General features: G+C 49.3%; 15 protein-coding genes. 4 read left to right on the top strand and 11 right to left on the bottom strand.

Features of this window, described 5'->3' with window-relative positions; translation table 11 throughout:
* Nucleotides 1-2: 2 nt before the first annotated feature.
* The gene (locus tag A8708_RS14805) at nucleotides 3-419 is read right to left on the bottom strand and encodes a BlaI/MecI/CopY family transcriptional regulator (RefSeq protein ID WP_068664660.1); all 417 of its coding nucleotides are present in this window, start codon (nucleotides 417-419) and stop codon (nucleotides 3-5) included.
* Between the two features lie 164 nt (nucleotides 420-583).
* On the opposite strand from A8708_RS14805, the gene A8708_RS14800 reads away from it, so the two are divergent.
* Together A8708_RS14800 and A8708_RS14795 are read left to right on the top strand one after the other, a co-directional pair.
* Entirely contained in the window at nucleotides 584-1,402 is an 819-nt protein-coding gene (locus A8708_RS14800) for a pirin family protein (RefSeq protein ID WP_068664658.1), read from the top strand.
* A gap of 508 nt (nucleotides 1,403-1,910) precedes the next feature.
* The gene (locus A8708_RS14795; protein ID WP_204787536.1) at nucleotides 1,911-2,792 is read left to right on the top strand and encodes a (2Fe-2S)-binding protein; all 882 of its coding nucleotides are present in this window, start codon (nucleotides 1,911-1,913) and stop codon (nucleotides 2,790-2,792) included.
* A 659-nt stretch (nucleotides 2,793-3,451) separates the two neighbouring features.
* On the opposite strand, the gene A8708_RS14790 is transcribed toward A8708_RS14795, so the two are convergent.
* The 9 genes from A8708_RS14790 to A8708_RS14750 form a co-directional block, all read right to left on the bottom strand.
* Entirely contained in the window at nucleotides 3,452-5,974 is a 2,523-nt protein-coding gene (locus A8708_RS14790; RefSeq protein WP_068664653.1) for a trypsin-like peptidase domain-containing protein, read from the bottom strand.
* A gap of 105 nt (nucleotides 5,975-6,079) precedes the next feature.
* A complete protein-coding gene (fdhD, locus tag A8708_RS14785; RefSeq protein WP_068664710.1) occupies nucleotides 6,080-6,820 on the bottom strand; it encodes a formate dehydrogenase accessory sulfurtransferase FdhD in 741 nt (246 codons plus the stop codon).
* Between the two features lie 164 nt (nucleotides 6,821-6,984).
* Nucleotides 6,985-9,342, bottom strand: coding sequence for an FdhF/YdeP family oxidoreductase (locus tag A8708_RS14780; RefSeq protein WP_068664651.1), 2,358 nt, complete (start codon nucleotides 9,340-9,342; stop codon nucleotides 6,985-6,987).
* Nucleotides 9,343-10,131: 789 nt separating this feature from the next.
* Nucleotides 10,132-10,500, bottom strand: a complete 369-nt coding sequence (locus tag A8708_RS14775) for a Na-translocating system protein MpsC family protein (protein WP_068664649.1) — start codon at nucleotides 10,498-10,500, stop codon at nucleotides 10,132-10,134.
* 178 nt (nucleotides 10,501-10,678) lie between these two features.
* Nucleotides 10,679-12,448: a methyl-accepting chemotaxis protein gene (locus A8708_RS14770; RefSeq protein WP_068664647.1), complete on the bottom strand. Its 1,770-nt coding sequence runs from the start codon at nucleotides 12,446-12,448 to the stop codon at nucleotides 10,679-10,681.
* Nucleotides 12,449-12,731: 283 nt separating this feature from the next.
* Nucleotides 12,732-14,945 (bottom strand): alginate lyase family protein, encoded by a 2,214-nt coding sequence (locus A8708_RS14765; protein ID WP_068664645.1) that lies wholly within the window; start codon nucleotides 14,943-14,945, stop codon nucleotides 12,732-12,734.
* A gap of 12 nt (nucleotides 14,946-14,957) precedes the next feature.
* Nucleotides 14,958-15,827 (bottom strand): carbohydrate ABC transporter permease, encoded by an 870-nt coding sequence (locus A8708_RS14760; RefSeq protein ID WP_068664643.1) that lies wholly within the window; start codon nucleotides 15,825-15,827, stop codon nucleotides 14,958-14,960.
* Nucleotides 15,828-15,841: 14 nt separating this feature from the next.
* A complete protein-coding gene (locus A8708_RS14755) occupies nucleotides 15,842-16,759 on the bottom strand; it encodes an ABC transporter permease (protein WP_068664641.1) in 918 nt (305 codons plus the stop codon).
* 54 nt (nucleotides 16,760-16,813) lie between these two features.
* Nucleotides 16,814-18,370 carry an extracellular solute-binding protein gene (locus A8708_RS14750; protein WP_068664639.1) on the bottom strand — a complete coding sequence of 519 codons (1,557 nt, stop codon included), beginning with the start codon at nucleotides 18,368-18,370 and terminating at the stop codon, nucleotides 16,814-16,816.
* 220 nt (nucleotides 18,371-18,590) lie between these two features.
* Here A8708_RS14750 and A8708_RS14745 point away from each other — a divergent pair, with 220 nt between their 5' ends.
* Together A8708_RS14745 and A8708_RS14740 are read left to right on the top strand one after the other, a co-directional pair.
* A complete protein-coding gene (locus A8708_RS14745; RefSeq protein WP_068664637.1) occupies nucleotides 18,591-20,405 on the top strand; it encodes a cache domain-containing sensor histidine kinase in 1,815 nt (604 codons plus the stop codon).
* Nucleotides 20,392-22,005, top strand: coding sequence for a response regulator transcription factor (locus tag A8708_RS14740; protein ID WP_068664635.1), 1,614 nt, complete (start codon nucleotides 20,392-20,394; stop codon nucleotides 22,003-22,005). Before A8708_RS14745 ends, A8708_RS14740 begins: the two co-directional genes overlap by 14 nt.
* Before the next feature lie 324 nt (nucleotides 22,006-22,329).
* Here A8708_RS14740 and A8708_RS14735 read toward each other — a convergent pair whose 3' ends face one another.
* Nucleotides 22,330-23,163 (bottom strand): DUF72 domain-containing protein, encoded by an 834-nt coding sequence (locus tag A8708_RS14735; protein WP_068664708.1) that lies wholly within the window; start codon nucleotides 23,161-23,163, stop codon nucleotides 22,330-22,332.
* Nucleotides 23,164-23,683: the final 520 nt, after the last annotated feature.

The raw sequence follows: 23,683 nt of genomic DNA, 5'->3' as shown, positions 1-23,683 counted from the left end.
CGTTATCGATCCCTTTTCAGAAGTAGAATATGCTGCTCCAACTGGTCAAGCAGCTCTGGATCCACTTTATCGAGCGCATCAACCATATGGGTTACTGCCAAGGAGCCGAACTGTTCAATAAGATCGTATGTCAGCTCTTTGGATTGCGTGTCCATGAACTCTTCAATCGTTACGACAGGCTTATAGTGAAACGACCGTGCAACAGAATGCTTTTGTAAAATCTTTTTGTCCACGAGGCGATTCATCACTGTCATCACCGTATTGAAATTAATCGCTTTGTCTTCGTCCAGCTTCTGTTGGACGTCTTTGATCGTCATTTCTGAGGAGCTGGTCCAGAGAATCTCCATAATTTTGGATTCAAGTGGACCGAAAAAACGGTTAAGCCCGCTTTCCTTTAATTTAAAATTTTGCATTTTCACGTTAGGCCACACTCCTTACACTATAGATTGTAGTGTGATCATAGTGTGGAAGTCAAGAAGTACCGTGTTGCGCGAGGAAAGCTTTTGACATCTGGGATAAAAGGCGATATAATACTTACATAAAGTTAGTTGTTAACTATTAATTAGTTAAGGGAGGGATTCTTATGAGCATCCACATATATTCAGCTAGTGAACAAGGCGTTGGTGCATTCGATGGAGGCAAATTCATTGAACAACGGGCCATTAGCTTCCCCGGTGAGAAGACAGCGGTAGATAGAGTCGGACCTTTATTCTACTGGGCATGGGGCAAAGCATCCGATGTATCGGAAATCGGCATGCATCCGCACAAGGCGTTCGAAATCGTCACGTATGTCATCGACGGACTCGTCGAGCACCGCGACTCCCTCGGATCCTTGGAAACCGTGACGAACGGCGGCGCGCAAGTGATTCAAGCGGGTTCGGGTGTTTATCACTCCGAAGCCTTCCGCAGAGCAGGCAGCGAGGCGATGCAGATCTGGTTCGAGCCGCATTTAAGCGAGACTGTGAAGAAGCCAGCTACCTACAACCAATACGAGCATGAGCTATTCCCTGTCAATCAAGCGGCCGGTACTACCGTGAAAGAAGTAATCGGCGGAGATGCCCCCATCCACTTGGATGCAGATGTCCGCATGTACGACTGGCAGATTGAGCCTGGCGCAGCGTTCAGCTATGATTTGGAGCTAGGACGTAGGACGGCGTTCCTCGTGATTCGCGGGGAAGGCGAGGGGCGCGTCGGTGCGGTGGGGAATGGGCAAGATCAAGGACAAGGGCAAGGACAAGATCTAGATCAAGAGCGGAAGAACCTGTTCCACAAGGACTTCGTGGTAGCGCACGCAGTAAGTGAAGGCGAAGCTCTTCACTTACTGGCGAGCAACGAGCAAGGCCTGCGGATCATTGCGATCGACGTACCAGAAGATCCGGGCTATGCCCTGTATCGGAAGTAAGAAGTGCCCTCCACGCGCCTCCCCCTCCATAAGGATGGGGAGATGCTGTGTTTCGGGGAGCTTCCCTGTCAGCAAACATCCAGGCTCCTTCGCGTGCTAATTAAGATAGTTCCGCCATGTCCACCAACTAATTCTTCCTTCCACCAGCACCGACACCCCGTCTCCTACTATTACTTTCTTCCACCAATACTGACACGGCCACCAACTCGCTCTTCCTTCCACTAATTCCGACACGGGCACCAACTAGCTAGCCCCCTCACTGATTAACTGGATTTCCTCCAGCTATTTTGAGCTTATCTTCCTCTATTTCAGAAATAGATGGAAATTATACAGCTAATCTCACTCATATCCGTCCGAAAAACCCAAATCCACTAGATTAGCTGTACTTTTTCCATCTAATCACTCAATTCAGGAAAATCAGGTTATATTACATGTATTTTTTCCATCTATTTGTAGGATCTGCCTTCCTTTTTTGGAAGAAACCAAATTGACACTTTCGTCGCGCATCTTGTATGATCAAAGGAATTATTATGATAACGATAATCATTCTTATATTTGGAGCGTGCTGACGATGCCCATCGAAACAAACGTCGATTTTTCGCTAGTTGAAACGTACTTTCATATTTCACCCAAAGGAATGGAAGAACCGCTTCTGCACGTTCCTGCACAGCAGCTCCTAGATGGCCCTGTGATGCTGAACATCCTGCAGCAAGGGCAAACGTTGCTTCGCGGCAAAGGGTTAGACATATCTGCTTCTTACCTAGGCCTCACGCTTTTCAATCTGGTGGCTACGATTCAGCTGTTTCTTGCCCAGTACAATCAATGGTTGGATTTGGAATTGGAGCACCTCGCACTCCAAGTCGAGAATCATGGCGACCATGCACATGTGGGCTATCAAATTGTAAATCTACAATGGAAGGAAGTTCCGACAGAAGATCGTGATCTATTCATTGAGTTGGAGATGCGCAAGTTGTTCTCCAATCTCATTGGTCCAGTCATTACGGTCATTGCAGAGCAAGCGAAAGTCAATCAGGCTATGATCTGGAATCAATTTGCTGCGCGCATGACATTCGTACGTGACTATGTGTTGGAAAATGACCCGCGTCCTCATGTCCGCGAACAGTTCTCCGCTGATTATGAGGTATTGACGAAACAGTTAACGGCCGACGTTTTTGGTCGCAAGGTGAATCCGTTCGTCCATGAGCCGAAGTACTTAGATAGTCCTTATCACGAAGGCAAAAAAATTCTAATGCGCTCCTCCTGTTGCATGTACTACCGCCGCGAAGAAGGAACAAAATGCTTCAGTTGCCCCATCCTCAAAGAATCGCAGCGTGAGGAAATGTTTATTGAGATCAAAAACAAGCAGGCGAGCACAGCTACAGCTGGTTAAAAAGATTGAATAGTCAAAGCCCCTGAGATTTCCCTCAGGGGCTTTGGTTTGTTCAGCTAGTTGGAAGGACTGTTCGGGTTCGGGTTCGGGTTCGGGTTCGGGTTCGGGTTCGGGTTCGGGTTCGGGTTCGGGTTCGGGTTCGGGTTGGGTCTGTGCTCGAGGGCAGGTTGATGGAGTCGGGGCCTGGTTGGGGGTGGGTGCGGAGGAGCTATCAAAACTGCAAATAGGCAGTTTTGACATAGGATTTCATCCGTTTTATTGAAAACTGATGCAAATAGGCATCAATTTAGTGAGCTTTGAAGAGATTTCCTTAAAATTCAATAGAAAGGATGCCTATTTGCACGAATTTATTGATTTGGAGGATAAATGAGGTGGAAAGGATGCCTATTTGCATTTTTCAAGGAATAACTCCCCTCCTCCTCTTTCAATCCTAAATCTAACGGACGGACGGTTGGTCTCAGATTTGGTGTTAGTCCTGGCCTTCTTGGTGGTGTTGGTATCGATCCCCATTAAATTTCACAATTAATGGGGACTTCGCTAATACTGCTGACATAGCAAATAAAACTGGAGCGTGCGTAAGGTAGCATAGAGTAATCAACAGAAAAAGCAGCGAAACTCCGCTGCTTCATCCAATTCTTCTCGCCAACCTGAGCGAGGCGCTATTTCCCACCAACGCCGTTCACAAAGGTGAACGAAGTGAAAGCCTTATTCAGTCTCGCGACATTCGCATCCGTGCTTACCGCAGTATCAATACGAAGCGTCACAGTATACGTGACCTGCTTACGATTAAATACATATACCGTTTCGCTATACGGAATGTGCGCTTTTGTATAGCTCACTGTGTATTTCTTCCCCTTCACATCACCGAAAAGCGTAATATCCTCCGATGAATACGTGTAGTCACTATCATTCGTGTGACTTTCCTTATGCTCGTCTTCGACATCCTTCAAAATCTCGGTATAACCCTTCTTACCGTCTGCCTCTACACGTAAGTAACCACCTGTGAAGGTAAAGGACTTCATCGCGGGATCAATACCATCGTAGGAGCGATTCGTTGTCCAATTTTCAGGGATACGCAAGGTATAGCCCCACTTCTCGTTCTTGTACAGCGATGTACGATTCGGATCGGCAAGCTCATCTAAATCCTGAATGAAGCCAAGCTCCCCATCCATCGCATCTTTATCCACAGAGATCGACGCCACGACGTTATCCCAGATTTTCTCCAGCTCATCCATTGGATCATCTTGCGGATAGGTCATTTGCACTTCATATTTGTACTTATCTTTGATGAAGAAAAGCGAACTTCCCGCAAACCACTCGTCTCCCAAGGAGCTCGCAAAGCCAACTTTCCAGGCGGGCACTCCATCTACTGTTACCTCTACTGGCTTGTCGACACGGCGGTAGTCCGCCTTGTATTGAGCTTCAAACTCATGCACCTCCCGGTCGACCCAATCCGACAGGGTATCACCTGAAGATGCTGAAGTCACTTGAACATGAATCGATTGCGAATAATCCTCATTGTAAAAGGAGTTGCTTCCCCGATGATCCTGCTCCCAATCCGCAGGCAAATCAATGGATAGCCCATACTCACTCGTGTAGGTCACGTCATCGGAATTAAACACGGAAATATCCTTCAATGAGTTATCCTCCGTATTAAAAGCAAGCTTAAAGCTATCTAACAGATCATTATAGCTATTTTGTTTGGAGCGATTCGTGTACTGTTCTTTGGTTACGAAGAGCTTCACTGTATACAAACGACCGCCGTGCAGGTAGCCACGCGTCTGAATGTAGCCATCTTCACCGGATCGACTCACGATTTTGGCATAAGGACTTTCAGCCCGCTTCACATATTGACGCTCCAGAATCGTCGCACTATCGCTATAACTCCCATATTCACTGCTATCATCACCTGCGATTTTGTTCAAAAGAACCGCTGGCGACAGCTCATCGCTTTGGTCGCTATCTACGTGAATGAACAGCGCGAATTCGCCTTTCGCATCAACGAAGCTTACCGAATCACCGTCGTCGGATTGATCTCTTTTGACAAGACCCGCAGGATACTTCATGGACCAGCCGAAATGGCTGTCACCAATCTTCGTTTTACCGCTGTCCGCGTCCAGGGAACTCCCTTCGGTATCCTCTGTCAATGTCGCTTCCGCACTGTGCGATTCACCCAGTTTCACGGTTTTGGTCAAGGTCGCGCTGCCCGACTGAAGCTTGATATCTACCGATTGGCCTGGCAAATACTTTTTAATCGCCTCGTTGTAATCCACGAGAGTTTTGACCGCGTTAGGGCCAACAGAAACCAGAACTTCATCTTGTTCGATTCCCGCTTCTGCCGCTGGTGAATCCGCATCCACGTAAGTCACTCGGAGCCCCGTGGAACTTGGCAAGCCAACAACAGCTTCCCAGCTTTCTTCTAACTCTAGCCCTGTATAAGCCCGCTTTACTTTGCCATACTGTTCAAAATGCTTCAAAACATATTTCACCGTATCGACAGGAATGGCAAATCCGAGATTTTCCACGCCAATATCCGCATATTTCATGGTATTAATCCCAATGACTTCGCCTTTCATATTGATCAAAGCACCCCCACTGTTGCCTGGGTTAATAGCGGCATCGGTTTGAATCAGCTGATATTGCGAGCTCACCGAGCGATCTAAACCACTGACAATACCCACCGTAACCGAGTTACGCAAAGCGAACGAAATCGGCGTACCAATCGCCGCCACCGTCTCGCCAACTTTGATATCCGAAGAGGAAGCAAATGTAGCTGGTTGGAGGCCTGTAGCATCGATTTTGACAAGCGCAAGATCGCTCTCCTCATCAATATTCGAGGCATGCCCGCGATAGGTTGTCCCCTCGGAGGTGACCACGACGATGTTTTTCATATTTTTCACAACATGCGCATTCGTTACAATCACGCCGTTCGAGGCCACAATGACCCCCGTTCCATGAGCAAGGTTAAAACGGTTCTTCTCTAATGACTTATCCATCTCTGAGGATGGTTTTCCTATAATGGCGACCACGGAAGGTGAAGCTTTCTCAATAACCTGCGGAATCCCTGCATTAATCTCAGCTGCATAAACAGGCGAAGACATCGGCTGTGCACACGTCACAAGAACGAAGGCTGCGACCAGCGAAATGCTCCCTTTTTTCATCCAAACTTTCCAATTTCCCATTATGTCGTTCCTCTCTTAACAAAAGTTAGCAAAAGTTAGCAATAGCTAGAATCTAGCACAATTCTGATAGAGAGACAACATATATATTTCCACAAAAAGGTAACTTCATCGACATTCCGCAATGCGTTCTGGATGCGTGTACACGCTGAGATGATCTCTTCGAATGAAGCCAACCACCGTAATGCCAAGATCATGAGCAAGTCGGAGAGCTAGATCGGTTGGTGCTGATTTGGATAAAAGAATACCGACGCCGATTTTCGACGCCTTTAAGACGACCTCGGAAGAGACTCTTCCGCTGAAAGCGAGAGCCTTATTCCGTACTGAGATCCGCGCTCGCAGGATGTGTCCATATATTTTATCCAGCGCGTTATGTCTTCCTATGTCTGCTCGGGTCACAATAAGCTCGTCTGCCGTACACAACGCCGCATTATGCAGGCCTCCCGTCAGCTGAAAATCAGCCGATTGCGCCTGAAGCTCGCTCATGAGATGAAAGCATTGCGGGATGGTCAGACTGAGCTTCGTCGTCACTGTTTTGGCTGTTCGCATATCATTGTGAAAATAAAACTGACGGCTTTTCCCGCAGCAGGAGCCGATGAATCGCTTGGATACCATCTGACGGCTCAGCTGATGGAGGTGGCGCAGCTTCACATGGGCAAAGCCACGGTCCTCCTCCAGTGAAAGAGATTCGATCTGATCAACGAAGCGAATCATACCTTCGGAAGCGAGGAATCCCGTCACCATATCGACAATGTCGCTCGGGGTACAGACAATTGTGGCGAATTCTTCGCCATCGAGCACAATGGTCAGAGGCGACTCAACCGCAATGGTATCCTCCGCAGGAAGCATCTCCGAACCGTTATAACGGTGAATCGACCATGTAGTCGTGGCAGGCGACGATGAGGAGGAAGAAGCCTCCGCAGGAATGGAGCTAGCGGGAAGTGGGACTTCACCGATTTCATGCTGCGAACTGCTCTCGGATTCCTTATGTTCTAGCTCCATCTCGTCCACGCTCATCCCTCCATTTCGATTTCCAACTCTATAATTCGCTTCTCCACATAGCGTGTGTCTTTGTGTGCATGATAGGTTTCCGCCTTTTCAACGATGACGGCCGTGTTGTATTCTGGAATACCAGCAAATGGTTCATATACCCCCTTGGGTATTAAACTATTCCCCTCTGGCCAGTGTACCTCGATATTTCCCTGCTTAACATCGGCCTGCTTCACCCTGCCATGCATTCTGCCGAAACCATTGTAAACCACGATGGCTTCTCCTTCGTTTAAGGCAAGTTCTTTCGCATCTTCTTTATGAATGAGTACGTCATAACGATCTGCTTCATTGAACGGATCGACGTCACTGTAGATCATTGAATTGAACTGTTTGCCGCGGCGCGTCGTCACCGCGAAGTGCCCCTCCGGCTTCCGCAGCTCCGGAAGCTCGATCGGCAGCAGCCGGCCGCGGCCATCCGGCGTCGGACAGACACCGTCTTCGCACAGCCACGCGCCGCCGGACTGGAACACGTCTCCGCGCTCCCGCAGGTGCTGGATGCCGTCGTAACTGGGCGCGGCTAGCGCGATCTCCGCGCGGATCGCCTCCGCGGTCTCACAGCCCAGCTGAGCTGCGGCTTCGGGTTTCACCCGGCGGGCGAGATCGACGTAGATGTCCCACTCCGCACGGGCTTCGCCGATGCGGGGACCGTCGATCTCGGGTGAGAAATACACCATCCGCTCCGTCGAGGTGGATGTGCCTCCCCCCGGCTGCTCGTAGCGCGTCATCGCCGGCAGCACCACCACGGCCTCCCGCGCGTCCAGCAGCGTGGAGGTGTTGAGGATGATGTCCTGGTGAACACGGACGTCCATTGACTCTAGGGCGTTCCGGACGAATGCCGGGTCCGGCATCGTCTCGAGGAAGTTGCCTCCGGATGTGTAGAACAGCCGGAGCTTCCTCTCCTGCTCCTCGGGCAGGAGCGCGTTCTCTAGGGTGACACCGACGATGTCACCCTGCCATTTGGGCAGCTCGAAGCCCCAGAGCTGCTCGATGCGGTCACGGTCGGCGGCGCTGTTCATTTCGCCGCCCGGCAGGGAGAAGGGATCGGCGCCCATCTCGCCGGAGCCCTGCACGCCGCTGTGACCGCGGATGGGCATCAGCCCGCAGTGCTCGCGGCCAAGAAAGCCCCGCAGGAGGGCGAGATTCGCCACCTGCGAGATGTTGTCCGTGCCGAAGCGGTGCTGTGTGAGCCCCATGCTCCACACGAATACCGCGCTAGCGGCACGGGCAAGTAGTGCAGCGAGCTCGCTGATGCGCTCGCGGGTGAGACCGGACGACTGCGTGAGCGTCGTCCAGTCGAGCTGCGCCACGTGGGCGCGCAGCTCTTCGATGCCGTTCGTGTGCGCAGCCACGAACGCATGGTCAATCGCGGAGCCGGGCTCGCGCGCCTCCATCTCGAACCACACCTTCATGATGCCGTTCATGAAGGCAATATCTCCGCCGATGTTCACTTGGTACACATCGTCGGCCAGCTTCGTGCCGAATAGCGCCGATTCGGCAATCGAAGGAATCCAGTACTGCTCCATCGACGGCTCGTAGTACGGGTTAATGACAATGATCTTCGTCCCTTTGCGTTTGGCCGCATACATATACTTCGTCGAGACCGGCTGGTTGTTCGCGGCCACGCTGCCCCAGAACACAAGGACGTCCGTACCGATCCAGTCCTTGTAATTACACGTCGAAGCGCCCACGCCTACGGAGCGCTTCAGTGCCGTCTTCGACGGGGAGTGGCAGATGCGCGAGGCATTGTCGATATTGTTCGTACCGAGCAATCTCGCAACCTTCGCTGCCACGTAGTACGACTCGTTCGTAATCCCTCTCGCCGTTAAGTAGAACGCCATCTGCTTCGGGTCCAACCCTCGCATCTTCGAGGCAACCGTATCCAGCGCTTCATCCCAGGTCGCGCGGCGGAAACGTCGTTCCCCTTTCCTACGGATGAGCGGATACGGAATGCGCCCGAGCTGACGAAGCTCGGTGGAGCTCATGCGGCTGAGCTCATCGATGTCCGCGTGAAGCAGCTCCTGACGAATGGCTGGCATCGTATTCAGGCGAAGCACATTCAACCGCGTCGTGCAGATATGCGGTCCCGCCAGCGTCTGATCGTAAAGCCCCGACACACCTAGCGCACAACCGTCGCATACCCCCTGTGTCAATATCCTCACCGCATAGGGCAGATTATCTCGATTTTGCCAAGCGATCTTGGCGGTCTCTCGAATATGCTTCGGTTTGACCTTGCCTAGTCCGAACGGTATTTTGCTGACCCACAGCTTCGGGTCAGGCTTCGCGGGCAGCTTAATTGGCCCTGTGTGCTTCGTTTTCCCCAAAATGAACGCCTCCCATTGCGTGTATATATGGCCTCACTATGTATTTGCATGTAGTTTGCATGTCCTCTTCCTCGGACCATTACTCGACGTCACTATCACTTCCACCGCTATCAACGTTGCCCCAAATAACTGCAAAAGTGCAACCTTTCACCAACAAATTCAGCCTTTTCAGAGAAATAAGTGCAGATAGGCATCTATTTCTGTCATTTCTAACGTTTATGGTGTGTTTCTCGCCAAAAGGATGCCTTTTTGCAACAATTCCTCCTCAGTGGGGGATCCAGCGTGAAAAGGTTGCCTTTTTGCATCTTTCACGGTCTAGACCCACCAGCCAAGCACTTTCTTGACTCTCATCTACTCGCCTTTATCTATCTATCTATCTATCTATCTATATCTATATCTATATCTATCTACTACCTATCTTCATCTATCCACTTTACCTACCCATTCACTCCTACTCACCACTACCTATCTACTCACTCTTGCCCACAAACTCTCATCCACCTACTCTTACCTACCAGCCCCCACATTCCCCTCTATCTACTCTCACCGACCGACCACCTACACTCCGATCGGAGCCAAGTAATTGCCCACCCACCAGTTGGTTAAAGTTTCAACCGCATGTTAACGACTGCGCCTCCGTCCCTAGAAGCAAAAAACCACCGCAAAACAACCCCAAGCCCCTCTTTACGAGAAGGATCTCGGGTTGTCTCACAGTGGTTAGTCTCCGGCAGGTTCGCTACCAAGTGCCAAGCACCTTACTTATGTATATGTTGATGTACGAGCGGTTAGTTATCCGTGTTTGGTACTGAACTTCTTTTCCAAATCCTGATCAAAGACGAATACCGACATCCCAACATCCTGCGTAATATCGATATCGACAAACAGCTGAATGAACTTCGCGCCGAGTAATTCTTCCATTTCTACAGGTGGATGATCCTTGTAGATCTCTTTGACCATTTCGGTGCGTGCCGTGCGGAGCATTTGCCTGCCATCGCCCGTCTTCGCCATAAATTTCTCCACAGGGGAGAGGTTTCCCGCCATTTCGCAGATTGCCCAACTCTTGCAGAAGGTCGTTGTCACACGCTCAGGACCTTTGCCCATATGCCTCTTGCGATACGCTTTTACCAAGTTACTGAATTCGGCCTCCATGCGGTTCATTGGTCAGCCACCTTTATGTTTACTAGCTTCATCATAGCAAGAAAGCCCTTACCTGACAACATCATAAAGGCCTATCCGTGTGGCTTACCTTATACCACTCCCCGTATGACTTCATTCATGAAAAAGAGCGATCAAGACATACGTCTTGTCGCTCCACCTCTCTGTTGCGTCGTTCATCTCATTCCTTAATCTGAAACTGATGTGCCATCTTCTTAAGTGCTGTCGCCATGTGGTTAAGCGAACTGGAGGATTGCGCGATTTCGTCAATCGTGGCCATTTGTTCTTCCGTTGCGGCGGTAATTGACTCCGAACTTTTGGCTGACTGCCCGGCAATGCGGTCCAGTTCCTGCAACGAGGCTGTAATTTCTTCGGAACTTGCCGACATTTGCTCCGCCGCCGCCGAAGCTTCTTGAATTTGGCTCACGACCCCTTGCGCTGTTTCCACAATTTTCGCAAAAGCTGTTCCCGTTTGCTCAATCGCCAACATGCCTTCCTGGAATTCGTCGATGCCTTGGACAGTCGAGTTGGAAGCGGATGCAATGTCGGCCTGCACTTGACTGACAAGCTCGTTGATCTGCTCGGAGGAGTTCTTCGACATTTCCGCCAGCTTTTTCACCTCGGACGCAACAACCGCAAAGCCTCGCCCTTGTTCCCCAGCACGTGCCGCTTCAATAGATGCATTTAGTGACAACAGGCTCGTTTGCGAGGCGATATCCGACATCATCGTGACAATGCTGCTAATTTCCTGGGAGCGCACATTCAGCGTCTCCATCACCTTGGAGATGTTGTTGACCGCTTCCTCCACGGACTGCATTTTGGAAATGGACTGCTCAATAAGCCCGAAGCCGTATTCCGCTTCTGTCTTTGATTGAATGGATGTTTCATAGGCTTGCGAAGACGTATCGGCAATGCGCAGAATGCCCTGCGTCATTTCTTCCATCGCTCTGGAGCTTTGCTCCGTGCTCATCGCTTGTGTTTCGATGCCTGCCGCAATATGCTGCGTGGACTCTGCAATGTTCCTTGAAGCTTGTGTCGTTTCCTCAATGGAAGATTGCAACGTCTCCGAAGCTGCGGAAACTTGATCTGAGCTATGCATCACTTGCTTCACCAGCGTTTTTAAATTCGTGCTCATCGTTGTAAAATCACTGGCAAGCTTGCCGATTTCATCCCTATTCTTAATGTAAAGCGCATCCGAAGTTAGGTCGCCAGTTGCAAGCTTTCGAGCCTCGGCGGCAATTTTCTTAATTGGTTTGGAGATATGATTGGAGAAAAGAATCACACCCAGCGTTCCCACGACCAGACAAATGAGCAGTGTCGTGATCATGGCATGCAGCAAGCGCGTCTGACCTTCGTTGTAGTCCTGATAATAGGAACCAGCTACGACAATCCAATTCCATTCCGGAACTTTGAGGGCATAGGCGATCTTCATCGCCTCTTGGTCGCTGTTAGGCAGCGGCCAATCATAGAAGGTAAACCCGCCGCCATTTTGAGCTTGGTGAATCATGTCCTGGATATAATAAACGCCGTCCGACGACTTTTTATCCCAGATATTCTGACCTTCCAGACTTGGATGAGCTTGCAAATCCCCTTTATCGTTTAGGACAAAATAATAGCCGTTGACGCCCATGTTAATATTACGATTAACCGGTCTTGTTCCATCTGCCTGCTTGCTGCCCAACATGATGAGCTTCGCGTCTTCTTCCGCCAGCTGCATCGTTAATTGGCCGTTCTTTACCAGCTCATTTAGCTGATTAATATTTTGAACCATCAGTTTGACGCTGTTCTCCAGGTTTTTCTCAATGAGCTTATCCGTCTCTTCTTTGGCGTTAAAATAACTGTCAACAGATAAAAACACCGTAGGAATCAACAACAATAATAGGCAAAAGGCCAAAAGCTTCTTTCGGATTGTAAAGCCCCATTTCAAGGAAGTACTGCCAACTTTGTGCATGTGTTCTTCGCCTCCTGAGCAGCTCGCAAGCATAGGTTTATTAACCTAGGTATAAATAACTAGATATATAGATCTTTATACCCCCATTATACTTGGGATTCTATGCAGCTGAGCACGTATGTGTTACGAAAACAGTAATTTTCGCGACACATTAGTCAGTGCGATGTACAGGTGTGCTAGTTCTGGGTTTTTCTAGTGTATTCTGATGTGTGCTGGCTGGTATGCGAGTACGGGTGCGCATGTGCACAAAAGGCTGCCAGCATCCACTGACAGCCCCACCGTATTAACGCGATTTGATGATGACACCCTCGCTGCGCATTTCCCCAGCAAAGATCAACCCTTCGATTGCCCGTGGTTTGGGTAAAAGCGATGCACTCACGATATTTCCCGTATGATCGAGATAAGCACTAACATCCATATTGCCATGATAGAGGCATATCTCATCCGACCAGCTTTCCCCTTCAATCCGCAGAGCTGTCGCTTCCCATGGCGCTAGCTCTCTTCCTTGTAAATGTGCAGATATCCGCTGAATAACCACACGAGGACTTGCGTCGCCTTCTTTATTCGGTACAATGACAGTCTCCATCGATGCTTTCCCCTGAACAGATAGCGATCGCTTAACGACTGGATTCGTATAATACTCCCCTAGATGAAACAACAGACCCGATTCTACGGTCAGCACATCTTCCTGCCCTGCTTGTGGTGGATAGTGTAGTTGCACATTCGCTCCATCCAAATGCGTACTAACCCTTCTCCCCTCCCAATCACAAATGGCTTGGCCACATGGCAGGTGATAATACTGCTCATATCGATGCAGTTCATTGGCGTCGAACAGATCCACGATGAGCCAGTATCGGTTCTTTACAAACAGTACTTTGCGTGAGTGAATAACGGGATCATCGTACCGGGTGTAGCCATAATGACTGGCAAACCAATAGTCATACTGTGAATTACCATGCACTTCCCAAATTTTGCAAGCCGCTGTCGGCGGCGACTGCCAATGCAGGCCTCGGACGTGCTGATCCTGCCCGTCCACAACAACCGTGTTATGCGCTCGCGTGGACACGGTATATTTCCGCTCTTTGTTCCACTCGAAGAGGCCCATACCCGAGTCCGGCAGCAGCTCTTTGCCGCCAGCATACATGATCACGCTCAGCGCATCGGAATGCGCATGTCCGTTGATCCCAACGCCAGCGCGCATCCCCATATACAGCGCATCTTGCTTCCAATCCCCCCGTGAGAGGATATACCCGCCAATCGGGAAACTGGCTAGTGTTTCCTTCGGTATTTCAGCAGTCAATCGAATATATCTTTCCACTGCCTGAGGTCCCAACCTCCATAGTAAAGAGAACGGCAGTTCGGCGTGTCCGCAATATTTGAAATCCCCCCGATTAAATAAATACGCCCCTAAGCTCATTGTCGTGCGCAGCTCACTAGGCACATGCGAATCGGTATCGCCGAAGCGCGGTAACAGGCCATCTGGCGTCAGCATATGCAGAAGGACGATATACATTTGTTCGAGCACTTGCTCATACGAGGATTCGATAGCCAAACCGAGTGTCTGAAACAGCGGAACCAATTCAAACAAGTCCCGCATGACGACCAGATGATAGTTGGGACTCGCCTCGAACTGGACACCATCCTCGTACACATTTTGCTGGATGTAGCCCGGTAATTCCTTCAATCCGTAGTTCAGCCACGCGGACGAGACCTTGAGCTCTGGGAGCAGCAGCGCGACCTGAATGAGACCACGAAGCTGCATTGTCGCATGGTTGCCATGGTGTGCGTGGTAGCGGCGGACATAGTGACCATGCTCGTGGAACGATTTGATCATTTTCATTTTCACTTCCGGCGTGAAAGAGGACGAACCCCAGAACGTCATGAATGCTTCCGGCAGCATGAACAATCGCACCCCGACGGACAACGGATCCCATGTACAGTGCTGCGCTCGGAACGTATCACCCACAGGGACAGGATTATCATCGATGAAATCACGCATCATCTCATTCCAGCACACTGCGTACTTCTCGTCACCAGTCACACAATACGCTCGTGCCAAATGCTTCACGTATACGAATCTCGTCAAATGCAACTGATACTGCGAGCTATCATATAGCCAGCTGTTCCAATCGTACTTACCCGCCTGAAACTGTACTCGCTTTCCTTTGAAAATGGGAATATCCCCGGCCACAATCCGGTCAGCTTCCTCGACGGATAACTTGGCTTCCTCGTCATCCCTGTACCGTTCTCTCGCATAGGCCATCAAGCTCGGCACATCGCCAACGTTGAAGTAGTAGCGCTTGGTGACGCTGGCATCGATCACCGCCAAATACGCGTCCCGCGCTCCAACTACATCGCCGAGAGTCATGCGCTCACGTATTTGCTCCATGCCTGGTCGCTCCAAATCCAGTTCTTGCCGTATAAATGTCTCGTCGGACATTTGCGGTTGCGTATAACTTGGATTATGTCGTAAATCCTTATACCCCATCTCAATCATGCTTTCACCTTCTTATTCCTTAATTGAGCCTAGCATCGCGCCTTTGGCAAAGTACTTTTGTAGAAAAGGGTACACAGCCACGATAGGCAACATCGCGAGCAAAATCGCCGCATTCTGAACATTAGGTCCCAGATTGACAGCCAACTGTGCATCAATAGCGGCATCAGCCGAGATGTTGGAGGCACTAATCGCAACCATTTGCCGCAGCAACGGCTGAATCGGCCAGCGGTTCGTATCATTGATATAAATAACAGCAGAGAAGAACTCATTCCAATACTGCACCATGAAAAACAGCGTGAAGGTCGCAATAATCGGCTTCGACAGCGGAATTACAACGGATAATAAAATACGGAATTCTCCCGCTCCGTCAATGCGCGCTGCTTCGTCCAGACTCTCCGGCAAGCTTTGGAAAAAGGAGCGGATGACAAGCACGTTAAACGCACTTGTTGCCGCAGGCAGTACGATCGCCCAATAGGAGTCGAGCAGGCCTAAACTTTTCACAACCAGATAGCTCGGAATCATGCCGCCATGGAAAATCATCGTAAAGAAAATAAACAGCATCATGATACGGCGTCCAGGCACAATCCGTTTAGAGAGCGTATAGGACAGCGTGATGGATACGAACAGATTGACACAAGTGCCCAACACGGTAATGAAAATCGAGTTTTTGATTGAATTCAGAAAGGTTTGAGCATTAAACAAGTAGCTATAAGCGTCCAGTGTCCAATGCTTCGGCCAAATAAAGAAGTTGCCGGCCATCGAATCCCCTAGGGGGCTGAATGAAACTGCAATGATATAAAGAAAAGGTAGAATGACCGTCAAGGAGATGAGCACAATGATGACGGTAAGCAGACAGTCGAACCAGGTTACGCGTGCTTTCATACTGTTACTCCTCTCTAGAAAATGCCCTCTTCACCGAGCCATTTGGCTGCATAATTTGCGGTGAGCACCAGCACTAGGCTCGCTATCGACTTAAACAAGCCAACGGTAATGGCGAAGCTGTAATTGAATTGTTCTAAGCCGATGTGATACACGAAGAGGTCAAACACATTGGACACATCGAGATTCAAGCTGTTGGTCATCAGGAAAATTTGCATAAAGTTCGAATCGAGTGAGGAACCCAGCTTCAGCAGCATCAGAATAACAATCGTGCTTTTGATCCCGGGCAGTGTAATGTTTACGATGTTATGGAAGCGATTTGCCCCATCTACTTTGGCTGCCTCGTACAGTTCTGGATTAATGCCAGCAAGTGCAGCAAGGAAAATAATCGTACCCCAACCCGCATCCTTCCAGATCGATTGCAGAATAATGAGTGGACGAAACCATTCATTGCTGACAAGGAATAATGTGTTCGAGCTGAACCATTGCTCCATGTAATGATTGATGACCCCTGACGGGCCAAAAAACGAAATCGTAATGCCGTATATAACAACCCAGGACAAGAAGTGTGGGAGATAGACGATAGTTTGAGAAATCCGTTTAAACAGGTGAAGCCGTAATTCATGCAGCATAATGGAAAGCATAATCGTAAATGGGAAATAAACGAACAAATTGAGAAAAGAGAGCAGCAATGTATTTTTGAGAAGAATATAAAAGTCCGACGTACTGAAAAAGTCTTTGAAATTCGTAAGGCCGACCCAAGGGCTGTCCCATACGCCGACAAAAGGACTATAATCCTTAAAAGCAAGCACCAACCCCCACATAGGTGCATAGTGAAACACGATGAAATAAAGAAGGCCCGGTGCTGCCAGCACATAAAAAGGCCACAGTTGTTTGAATTTATTAGGTTTATGAAGTCGTATCGTTCTCTCCAAGCCGTTCCCCTCCTTACCACAAATAGAGGGGGCTAGCCTGCCCCCTGCTCTATCTTACTTATGATCTTCGTTGTATTGATCTAGCAGCTCTTTCGTGATTTGCCCGCCTAAGCCGTTCGTCCAAGCATCCACTTCTTTCTGAACGTCATCCCATTTGGACTCGCCCAAGACGTATTTCGTCATGACCGCGCTCATTTTTTTGTAGCTATCTGGATTTTTACTAGCAATTTGTGAGTTATAGCTGAGGAAAGGATTCTCAATACCCGCTTTGCTGATTACATCCAGTGTTGTCTTTTGAATCTTCAAAATCGCTTGATCTTTCGCTGTTGCGTACGTGTATGGATCAGCTTTGTTCTCGAGAACAAATTGGGATGGTTTATCCAGATCAAATTGTTTCTTCTGCTCGTCCGTTTGAATGGCTACGCCGTCCTTCAGCTCACTAGCATGCAGCCCAATCACGCCGGTTTTCGCGAATACTGCGTTCTCTTCGGAAGCACTGAAATCCAAGAAGTCGATGATTTTTTGAACTTTATCTTTAGGCACCGAGCTCGGAATCGCCCAAAGTCCGTAGTAGCCGCCACCTACGCTAACGCCTTTTTTACCACCTGGGCCTTCCAACAGGTCAATGATGGCAATCTCCGCATTCGGGTCAACTTGTTTTAGTTTAGTTACATTCGTTTCAGTTAAGTCACTCGCATTGCCAGCAAATACGCCAGCTACGCCCGCCATGAATTTGCTTCGCACTTGCTGCTGGTTTTTCAGTACTGGCGCGTCCTTATCAATCAAACCTTTGCTCCAAGCACTTTGCAGCCAATCGAGGTATGCTTTGTACTCCGGTGTTTGGAAATCCCTAACTGCATTACCGTTATCCAGCTTCCATACATTAGGAATACCGAAAGCAAACTGCATCGGATTCGTGCCGGCAAATGGACCAGGATTCCCGATTGCATCGACACCGTTGACCGAAAGCGGAATCGTTTTACCGCCGCCAGCCGGATCTTTTTCCTTAAACACTTGAAGCGCGTTTGTTAACTCGTCCACTGTTTTGGGCATCGGCAAGTTGTATTTATCCAGCCAGTCTTTCCGAATAATCAGGTTGCCGTCTCCACCGCCGTAAATACCGCGTGGTCTTGGAATCCCGTAAGCCTTTCCTTTGACTTCTGAGTTGTTCCACACCTTCTGATCAATCTGCTTTAGATTCTTGGTATTGTCCAAATAAGGAGTAAGGTCATGGAATGCACCCATTTTGACCAAATTGGTATACTTATCGTCTTTACCGCCATCAAGCAAGAGCAAGTCATAGGAATCTCCCGCGGAGACTGCGACGGAAAGCTTATCTTTGTAGGCTTCGGATGGAACAAATGTAACGTCAAGCTTCACATTCCCTCTCTTCTCCATATCCTCTTTCGCCTTATTATTGTCTGTTGCGGGCGGATTGCCGAACAAAATGGTCATCGCTTTAATTGTTGTTGGTGCCGCTGAAGCTGTTGGTGACTGTGAACCCTGTGCTGTGCTGGCTGGTGTCTTGGAATTGCTTGAGCAGCCTGCTGCCACAGAAGCTAAGAGCAATGTAGCCGCGAGAACGGGTACAAACGTTTTTTTACTAGTCATGTACATTCCCCTTTTCGTTTTTACTGACGCGTCGTATGTGGTACAGTTTGAATTATAGAAGATGATAAGGAAGCAAGAACATGTCGAAAACAAGTGAAAGTGTCACCGTTTTTAAGATATCGCTCTGAAGCGGTATCCCCCTTTCTCCCCATGTACTATAATGCAAATACAAAGACCCCCGACCTGAGCGGAGGGAGATCAACTATGCCAAACGGATGTGATGAGCACCATGATGTTGCCCTTCTTCGGTTTTCTAACACGCAGCTTTTATATCAAAATGATTCTAGTCATGCTGGCCGTCTCCATCATCCCGCTGATTGTATTATCCTATATCTCCATATCCGTCTCCAGTTCAACTGTGGAAAAACAGGTCAATCGGCTGAATGCCCAGCTCGTCAATCAAGTGGTGGACCGCATTGAACTGACGATGTCCAGGTTCCGAGAGCTTAGTGAGCAGTATTCCCGTATTTCGTCGATTCAAAGCGCACTGGTGTCGCCCTCCTCCCAATACTTCGAAGAGGTTGTTCGCAAAAAAGATCTCATTTCGGTTCTCAGCACCGCTTCTGCCGTGATCGGCAATGTCGAAGGATTGCAGGTATATTCCAACATTACGGGTGAAGTCCTATCGTCGGATGAGGCTCCCTCAACCTTGGAACGCTCACCTTTCAAGCCATTAATTCAAGAGTTCCTTGCTAAGGGCCAATCCAGTATGTTCCTGGATAAGAGCTCGCACCCTGAATTGAAAATACTGCAAAACTCAACCTACTATATCGGCCGAATCCCTTTCGAAGTCTATGAGGATATGCGCGGGGTGCTGCTGATTTCGATGAATAACGCGCAGTTTCAGCAGCAAATTGAGAATATTCAGCTGGGCTCACTCGGTTCTGTCTCACTCCTAACGCAGAGTGGCGTGACCATAGCCACAACCAGCAAGTTAGAGCGCAGCCAGGATGATGTCCGCACCCGCAGCATTTTAGCGCATTGGGTCTCGTTAGGGAAACCCACGCAATTCGAGATGGACACGTCTATCATTTCCGTGAAACAAACGAAAACCTTTGATAAATGGATCGTCATCTCGGAAATTCCTTCACAAGAGTTGACCCAAAGCGCTGACATCATTCGCAAGACCGTCACCTATTTTCTCCTGGCGCTCGTCACGGTCGGAGGGCTTTCCGTCATCGGCTTCGGATACCAATTGTATCGCCCATTGCAGGCAGTGAAGCGACAGGTCGATGCGATCAAAAAAGGGAACTTTGATGCCCGCGTCACTTATTTTGCCAATAATGAAATCGGCGACCTCGGACGTATGCTCAATGCGATGGCTGTCCGTATTCAGGACTTGCTCTCCGAACAGCAGGAATCCGAAGATATGAAGCGCAAGCTGGAGATTCGAGCGCTACAATCGCAGATTAATCCACATTTTATGTACAATACGCTCAATACGATTCGCATGTTTGCTATGCTCAAAGATTACGACAACATTAATACCTTAATGGGCAAATTCGTTTCCTTGCTGCGTTACAGCATGGAAAATTACGATCAGAATGTGCCGCTGCAGCAGGAGGTGGACTATCTACAAGATTATATCGGTCTGTTGAACATGCGGTACAAATACCAGACCAAACTCCATGTCGACATTGAACCGCCTCTGGAAGCCATGTACATCCCTAAGCTAAGCTTGCAGCCACTCATTGAAAATGCCGTATTTCATGGGATATTACCGAAAAAGAAGGCTGAAGGCCACATCCACATTCGCGTGTATACGCAGTCTGATGATGCTTCTACCGTTATTGAGATTGAAGATGATGGGATCGGTCTAGATGAGGCTCAGTTGGAGAAACTGCGCGTGCATATGCAGCAAGAACAATTAGGCGAAAATATCGGTCTCAAAAATGTCTGGTTGCGTATGAGACTAATGTTCAGCAAGGAAGCGCAGATGGCATTATTCTCTCCCAGCGATCAAGGCCTGTTGATTCGTTTCCTGCTTCCCCCAGATTCCGTACGTTTGAAGGAGGTGCAGCATGAGCAGCTATAAAGTGTTATTGGTCGAGGATGAGATACCGGCAAGAACCGTTTTTCGGCACATGATCGAGGGACACAGCGACATGTTCGCACTCGTAGGTGAAGCGGAGGATGGACTCGAGGGTCTTGAACTCTTTTTACAGCATAAGCCCCACATGATTGTTACGGATATTACGATGCCTGGAATGAACGGCTTAGAAATGCTCCACGAAATCGAACAAAGCGGTGAAGGGATGCCGCAAATGATCATTCTGACGTGTCACAAAGACTTCCACTATGCGCAACAAGCCATTCAGTTAAAGGCCGCTGCCTATTTAATCAAAGATGACTGTCTTTCTGATCCCGAGTTGCTTCCCCGCACCATGGAGGGCCTTGCCCGGCAGGCGGTTTCATTAGATGAATCTCGGGAAAAGCAGCTGCTCCTAGAGCAAAAGGTACGCTCGAACGAGATGGAGATTGAGCAAAGCACCTTTCTCGATATGCTTCGTTCATCGGACGCCGAGGCCCAGTGGCTTCAGAGCTTGGAGGCAGCCCGCATCCCCGTAGCCAGAGGGAACTTTCACGTGCTGCTGCTGGAACTCGATCGAAGCTCGCTGCGCTTCTCGATTGATCAGCAGGAGGAGTTGAAGCTGTGGCAATTCGCCGGAGTCAACGTCTTGAGGGAGCTGCTCTCAGCTCGTGGGGCGAATAAGGTTATCGCCTTGGACAAGGGGCGTTTCTTTGCGATCTATGCGCCGGAGGGGAACTCCTCTCAAGGAGAGGTGCTCCTTGAACAGATCATTCAATCCTTTACTGCTTATCTGAAAATGAACCCGCTCGCGCTGGAATTCCGAATCGAGCAGGGAATGGGAGAACGGCTGACGGAGCTGAAGAAGCTGGTGACAGCCGCTTATCCGTTCTTTTATCCGAGTAATGGGATCACCTCGCGCTCCGCTTGGGCTGAGATGGTCACATTCCAACACATCCCAGAGAACTACAGTCGGCTATGGGTGAAGATCTTGAAGCAAGCTCTGCTGGAACCGCTCCGCAGCGCAGCCGCCCTGGAGCAGGAACGTAACTCGTTCTTCCGGCAAGCGAAAGAACAACGTTGGGACCCAGAACAGATTAAATCCTTATATCTACGCGTATTTCTGGATATTAGCCAATTCATGGCAGAATCCGAAGAGTTCGTGGAGCTAGAAGCTGCATTCCGCAAGAAGCTTGAGCAATGTCAAACGTTCCACGCCGTACATGAAACGACGTTCCTTTTCTTCCGTAACTTGCAGAAACTGCAGGGTGATGTCAAGGCAATCGATGCCTCGATCTCCCGTATGATTCAGAAGATGTATGAGGATCTCAGCTATCCGTACAAGCTGGAAGAGCTGGCTGAATCGATTAATTACAGCGTGCCTTATTTCAGCAGTATGTTTAAGAAAACGACCGGCGAAAGCTTCGTCCAGTATTTGACGCGACTGCGCGTGGAGAAAGCCAAGCTTCTACTCCTAACAACAGATCAGAAAACGTTCGAAATTGCCGAGTCTATCGGTTTCGAGAATTACCGTTCGTTTAATCGGATTTTCAAAAGAGAAACTGGCTTGACACCTTCGGATTACAGACGGGTGCAGAGCGAGTAACAACAGCGCAACGATGTTAGTCGGTATACTACCCATTCAAATACCCCTGGAAGTGAGCACATCATGTGAAGTGCTTCCTACAGGGGCATTTGTGCAGCTATGAAACTTCTATTCATCATCTTCCCATTTACGAGAATAAGCCTTCTTCGTTATCCAAATCGTTAGCCCAATCACGATAATAATCGCGATCACACTGCCAATAATCGCACCGACCACCTGTTACACGCCCCTTTTATCTGCTCCTACGTCCCATTGTATCAAAAGTCATCTAGCCCGACAGCATCGACTTCGACAATTCCGCGACAGAACACCGCCTCACAACCTCTAGAATAGATCCAACTGCCTCGGTGCCAGCCCCTCGTAGTCGAGACCCAGCATGCTCATCAACGTTTTCGCATTGCCTGCTGCATGTCCACCTGAGTTGTTGTTGAAAATGATACAAAGCTCCCGCGTCTGCTCCTGCAAGCGGAGCAACCTCGCCTTCCACTCGAGTAATTCCTGCGGATTGTAGTCATACAGATACCTCACATCGCGCCAGTTGGCTTCGTTCGTCTGCACCCATCCTCCTACGTTGCGTCCGTGGAAGCGAACCATCGTCATGTCGGGATTCGTCGCCTCCAACACGATCGGAACAGATCCAGTCCCTGCCTGCGGCTCGTCGCAAATGCTGTGCATCCAGCCCTCGCGCTTCATGAAGGCCAGCGTCTTGTCCCGCATATCCTCCGTAAACCAGCTCTGGTGGCGGAACTCCAGCGCTAGCGGCACATCGCCCATTCTCGCCTTCGCCTCGCGAATCACATCCACACTCCCCTTGTTGCACGCAAACCAAGGGGGGTACTGGAACAGTACAGCCTTCAGCTTCCCCGCTTCCTGCACAGGCCGAATCGACTGCCGGAACGCCTCGAACATCTCGTCTGCCCCGCCAGCAAAAGGATTCTCTCCCCGCAGATGGCCCGTCATTCCTTGGTAGGCTTTGATAATAAAGCCAAAATTCTCAGGCGTCTCTTGGACCCACTTCGCATAATTCCGCTGAGGCTGTACGGCATAGAATGAGGTATCTACCTCCACGATCGGAAAATGAGACCCATATGTCGTCAATTTCCCTTTATTCCCGCCCAAGTCATGGTCACCCCAACCTGCTAAGCCGATGTTGATCATTGTTATCACCTCGAGCTCTGTGTTCATTCGCTTTCTCTTCGGCATTCGTTCGTTCAACTATCATAACATTTTCCTGCCCGATACCATAAAATCCGTACTCATTTACCTGCAAAAGACGGCAATCCCTGCAGATTGCGCTGGCCCCTCCCTCTGATTTATACTACTATTTTTCGAGTTTGCGTGCGATGCTGAGGCTGAGACGGAGGAACTGTGGCAATTAACTGGATTTCCTACATCTATTTCAGGATAAAACTAGCCTCCAAGGAAGTTTAACTGGATTTTCTACATCTAATCTTGTTCGAACTGTCAGGTTTGACCACATTGAGCTGAAATAATGGGAGGAAATCCAGTTATTATGCAAAAAGACGTGATTTCTTTGGAATTAGCTGCAGAAAATCCAGTTATTCACTAGGCCATCCCAAAACAATGCATTCTAGCATGCGAAATAAATGGCTACGCCGTCCTTTGAAGGACAGGAGCGTTCATCTAGAAATTCAGCATAATTAGTAAGTAAAACTTA

Source organism: Paenibacillus oryzisoli, assembly GCF_001653565.1.
GTDB lineage: Bacteria > Bacillota > Bacilli > Paenibacillales > NBRC-103111 > Paenibacillus_E > Paenibacillus_E oryzisoli.
The sequence above is the reverse complement of the archived record's forward strand: the minus strand, read 5'-3'. Positions and strand labels throughout refer to the sequence as shown.